Annotated in this window: 3 protein-coding genes and 1 pseudogene; all 4 read left to right on the top strand. The window is 74.8% G+C overall.

Annotated features, from left to right (window positions below; genetic code table 11):
- Window positions 1–40 precede the first annotated feature (40 nt).
- Complete coding sequence (locus tag J0670_RS29885; RefSeq protein WP_207814824.1) at window positions 41–1,378, top strand: NAD(P)/FAD-dependent oxidoreductase; 1,338 nt, start codon at window positions 41–43, stop codon at window positions 1,376–1,378.
- Window positions 1,379–1,618: 240 nt separating this feature from the next.
- Entirely contained in the window at window positions 1,619–3,220 is a 1,602-nt protein-coding gene (locus tag J0670_RS29880; RefSeq protein ID WP_207814823.1) for an ABC-F family ATP-binding cassette domain-containing protein, read from the top strand.
- 304 nt (window positions 3,221–3,524) lie between these two features.
- Window positions 3,525–4,781 (top strand): SLC13 family permease, encoded by a 1,257-nt coding sequence (locus J0670_RS29875; RefSeq protein WP_207814825.1) that lies wholly within the window; start codon window positions 3,525–3,527, stop codon window positions 4,779–4,781.
- 13 nt (window positions 4,782–4,794) lie between these two features.
- Window positions 4,795–4,981, top strand: a pseudogene (locus J0670_RS29870) (universal stress protein); the annotation flags it as partial.

The raw sequence follows: 4,981 nt of genomic DNA, 5'->3' as shown, positions 1-4,981 counted from the left end.
ACGATTACCGCCGGCCGCCCACGCCACTACGCTACGTCGCATGACTTCTACGGAGCAGGGCCCCGGGCGGGGTACGGCGGTGGTGATCGGCGGCGGGCTGGCCGGCGTGTTGGCGGCATGGGCCCTGCGGGGATTCGCCGAGCGGATCGTCGTGGTGGAACGGGACCGGTACCCGGACACGCCGGAGTTCCGGGCCGGGGTGCCGCAGGGGCGGCACGCGCACCTGGTGCTGGAGGCCGGGCAGCGGGCGCTGGAGGAGCTGATGCCCGGCATCAACCAGGAGCTGACCGCCGCGGGCGCGCACCGGGTCGCCGTGTCGAGGGACCTCAAGTGGCTCAGCTCGGCCGGCTGGATGGCCGACTACCCGGCCCGGCTGACCTTCCTCAGCTGCACCCGGCCGGTGCTGGACAAGGCGGTGCTGGACCGAGTCCGCACCGAGCCCTCGATCGAGTTCCTGGAGGGCACCGACGTGGTCGGCCTGCTCGGCTCGGCGCAGGCGGTGACCGGGGTGAAGGTCCGCGCGCGTGGCCCCGAACGCGGCGAAGTCATGGACATACCGGCCGAGTTGGTGGTGGACGCGGCCGGCCGCTCCACGTCGGTGCCGCAGTGGCTCACCGAGCTCGGCTGCCGCCCGGTACCCGAGGAGCGGGTCGACGCCGGCGTCGCGTACTCCTCCCGGCTGTTCCACCGCCCGGCCGGGGCCGACTTCGGCTACCAGGCGCTCTACCTCCAGACCAAGGCCCCCGACAAGCCGCGGATGGGCGTGCTGCTGCCGGTCGAGGGCGACCGCTGGATCGTCAGCCTGGCCGGGATGCGCGGTGCCGAACCCGAGCCCGGCGAGGAGGGTTTCGCCAAGCACCTGGCCCAGCTGCGGGACCCCGGCATGCGCGAGGCGCTGTTGGACGCCGAACCGGCGGGCGAGGTGCGAGGCTTCCTCCCCGGCCCCGGCGTGCGCCGCCACTACGCGCGCAGCGCACCCGAGGGCCTGGTGGTCGTCGGCGACGCCGCGAGCACCTTCAACCCGGTGTACGGCCAGGGGGTCACCGTGTCGCTGTTCTGCGCCCAGGCCCTGCGCCGCACCGCACTGCGGCACGGCGGCATCGGGCACGACGCGGCCCGGGCGGCGCGGCGGGAGGTCTCGGCGGTGTCCAAGGCGGCGTGGATGATGGCCTGCACCGAGGACGCCCGCTTCACCGCCACCACCGGAGGCCCCTCCGGTGCCCTGATCAGGTTCCAACACCGCTTCATGGACAAGGTGCTGGCCGGAGCCACCCGCGACCCGCTGGTGACCGCGGCCTTCCACGAGGTGCTGTCCCTGGTGGCGCCGCCCACGCTGCTCTTCCGCCCCTCGGTGCTCGCCGCCGTGCTGCGCGGCTGACGGCCACGCGGCCAGGCGCGCGGCGGCGGACGCTCCCGGTTGACGCGGTGGCGGACGCTGCCGGTGACGCGGTGGCGGACGCTCCCGGTGACGCGGTGGCGGACGCTCCCGGTTTATTCGGGTGCGCCCGCTCCGGCGGGCCGCTAGCCTGGCCCGCATGTCTACGCCCCGAATCTCCTAGCCGACGGACCCGCTTCCACGCCACCCGTGTGTCCGTTCGCTGTTTCGGAGCGTTATCCCATGATCACCACCCGTGGTGTCGACGTGCGCGTCGGCGCCCGTCTGCTGCTGTCCGACGTCACCCTGCACATCGCCCCCGGCGACCGGATCGGCCTGGTCGGCCGCAACGGCGCCGGCAAGACCACGCTGCTGGCCACCCTCGCCGGGCAGCTGGCACCCGCCACCGGGGCGGTCACCCGCACCGGGTCCGTCGGCTACCTCCCGCAGGACTCCCGCGCCGCCGACCCGGCCGTCACCGTCACCGACCGCATCCTGTCCGCCCGCGGCCTGGACACCGCCGTGGGCGCGCTGCGCGCCGCCGAGGAGGCCATGGCGCGGGCCGCGTCCCCGGCCCAGGAACGCCGGGCGATGGACGCGTACACCCGCGCCGAGGCCGAGTTCCAGTCCCGGGGCGGCTACGCGGCCGAGGCCGAGGCCGCCCGGGTCGCGGCCGGGCTAGGCCTGCCCACCCGGGTCATGGACTCCCCCGTCGGCCCGCTCTCGGGCGGCCAGCGGCGCCGGGTCGAACTGGCCCGGATCCTCTTCGCCGACCACGGCACCCTGCTGCTGGACGAGCCCACCAACCACCTGGACGCCGACTCGATCGCCTGGCTGCGCGGCTTCCTCGCCGCCCACCAGGGCGGGCTGGTGCTCATCAGCCACGACGTCGGGCTGCTGGAGGAGACCGTCAACCGGGTCTTCCACCTGGACCCGCAGCGCGCGGCCATCGACGTCCACAACACCGGCTGGCGGGCCTACCTGGCCCAGCGCGCGGCCGACGAGCGCCGCCGGGCCCGCGAGCGGGCCAACGCCGAACGCAAGGCCGCCTCCTTGCACGCCCAGGCCGACCGGATGCGCGCCAACGTCGCCACCGCGACCACCGCCCGCAGCATGGCCCGCCGCGCCGACCGGATGCTCTCCGAACTCGAACCCGTACGGCGGGCCGAGCGCACCGCCCGGATCCGGCTGCCCGAACCCGCCCCCTGCGGCCGGATGCCCCTCGGCGCGATCAGCCTCGCCAAGGCCTACGCCGGCCGCCCCGTGCTGGCCGGCCTGGACCTGGCCGTGGACCGCGGCAGCCGACTGGTCGTCCTCGGCCTCAACGGCGCGGGCAAGACCACCCTGCTGCGCCTCCTGGCCGGCCGGGAGACCCCGGACTCCGGCCGCGTCGTCCCCGGGACGGGCCTGCGGCTCGGCTACTTCGCCCAGGAGCACGACACCCTCGACCCGGCGCTCAGCGTCCGCGACAACCTCGCGAAGGCCGCCCCGCACCTGACCGACGGCGAGCTGCGGACCGTCCTCGGCGCGTTCCTGTTCCGGGGCGACGACGCCGACAAACCGGCCGGAGTCCTGTCCGGCGGCGAGAAGACCCGCCTCGCCCTGGCCGGCCTGGTGCACTCCGGCGCCAACGTCCTCCTCCTGGACGAGCCCACCAACAACCTCGACCCGGCCTCCCGCGCGGAGGTCCTCGCCGCGGTCGGGACGTACCCGGGCGCGATCGTGATGGTCACCCACGACCCCGGCGCCATCGAGGCCCTGCGCCCAGACCGCGTCCTGCTGCTGCCGGACGGCGACGAGGACCTCTGGCACGACTCGTACCTGGACCTGGTCGCCCAGTCGTAGCGGGGGGAGCGCACCGCGCCTGACCGTGTTCCCGGCTCGCGGGAACCACGTGAGGCGTCGGGGGCCTCACTGGTGGGTGCCGCCCTCGTCCTGCGGCGGCAGGACGAGGGCAGGGCCCGCCGCCGGGGCTGCCCGGGCTGACAGAACCTGGCCCGGGAGAACGTCGGATCGGTCTTCCTCGCCCCACGAGTCACCACCGCCGCCCGGGCCACCGCACTGGTCCGGCCAGGTGGCTGACGTGCCGCAGCCGGGGACGCTCTGGTTCGATAGGGCGCAGTCACCGCCGCCCGCAAGGAGCAAGACCCTGAGTACGTCGTTCGCTGAAGCGCTGTCCGTCGGGCTGCTGGTGCTGGTGCTGGTCTGCGCGGTGGTCCGGCCGTGGGGCTGGCCGGAGGCGGTGGTCGCCGTACCGGCGGCTGGGCTGGTGGTCGCCACCGGCGCGATCCCGTCGGCGCACGCGGTGGCCGAGGCGGAGCGGCTCGGGCCGGTGATCGGGTTCCTCGCGGCTGTGCTGGTTCTGGCGCAGTTGTGCGACGACGAGGGGCTGTTCCACGCCTGCGGGGCCTGGATGGCCCGCACCTCGGCCGGGAGTCCGCGGCGGCTGCTGGCGCAGGTGTTCGTGGTCGCGTCGGTGATCACGGCGGTACTCAGCCTGGACGCCACCGTGGTGCTGCTCACGCCCGTGGTGTTCGCCACCGCCGCCCGGCTCGGTGCCCGGCCCAAGCCGCACCTGTACGCCTGCACCCACCTGTCGAACACCGCCTCGCTGCTGCTGCCGGTCTCCAACCTCACCAACCTGCTGGCCTTCGCCGCCAGCGGGCTGAGCTTCACCCGGTTCGCCGCCCTGATGGCGCTGCCGTGGCTGGCGGCCATCGCCGTCGAGTACGTGGTGCTGCGCCGGTTCTTCGCGGCCGACCTGGACGCGGGCGCCCCGGCCGCGGCCGAGACGCAGGCACCGGAGATGCCGCTGTTCGCGCTCATCACCGTGGCGGGCACACTGGCCGGCTTCGTCCTGACCTCGATCATCGGTGTCGATCCGGCCTGGGCGGCCATGGCCGGCGCCCTGGTGCTCGCCGCCCGCGCCCTCGCCCGGCGCCGTACCACCCCCGCGGCGATCGTGCGTTCGGCCGCCGTACCCTTCCTGGCCTTCGTGCTGGCGCTCGGCATCGTGGTCCGGGCCGTCGTCGACAACGGGCTGGCCTCCGCGCTCGGCCACCTCGTCCCGCACGGTGACTCGCTGCCCGCCCTGCTCGGCGTCGCGGCGCTGGCGGCCGTCCTGGCGAACGTCATCAACAACCTGCCCGCCACCCTCGTCCTGCTCCCGCTGGCCGTGCCCTCCGGTGCCGGCGCCGTCCTGGCCGTCCTGCTGGGGGTGAACATCGGCCCCAACCTCACCTACGCCGGCTCGCTGGCCACCCTGCTGTGGCGGCGGATCGTCCGCGAACACGACACCGACATCGGCCTGGGCGAGTTCACCCGGCTCGGACTGCTGGTCGTGCCCGCCGCCCTGGTGCTAGCCGTACTGGCACTGTGGGGGTCCCTACAGATCATCGGAGTATGAGGAGGCCGGCACCGTGACCGTCGTCGTCTGGATCACCGAAGGCACCTGGCCCGCCTGCGTCGACGCCGCCCGCAGCCACGCGCCACAGGACGCGGAGATCGTCCTGCTGCACGTCAGCGGCCACGACGTCCCCGGCGTCGCACACGGCGCCTTCGCCGGCCTGCTCGGCCGCGGCCACCGCGAGCGCGACCCCGGCGACC

Source organism: Streptomyces sp. FH025 (assembly GCF_017427025.1).
Lineage (GTDB): Bacteria > Actinomycetota > Actinomycetes > Streptomycetales > Streptomycetaceae > Kitasatospora.
Note: the sequence above shows the minus strand (reverse complement) of the source record. Positions and strands in the feature narration are given on the sequence as shown.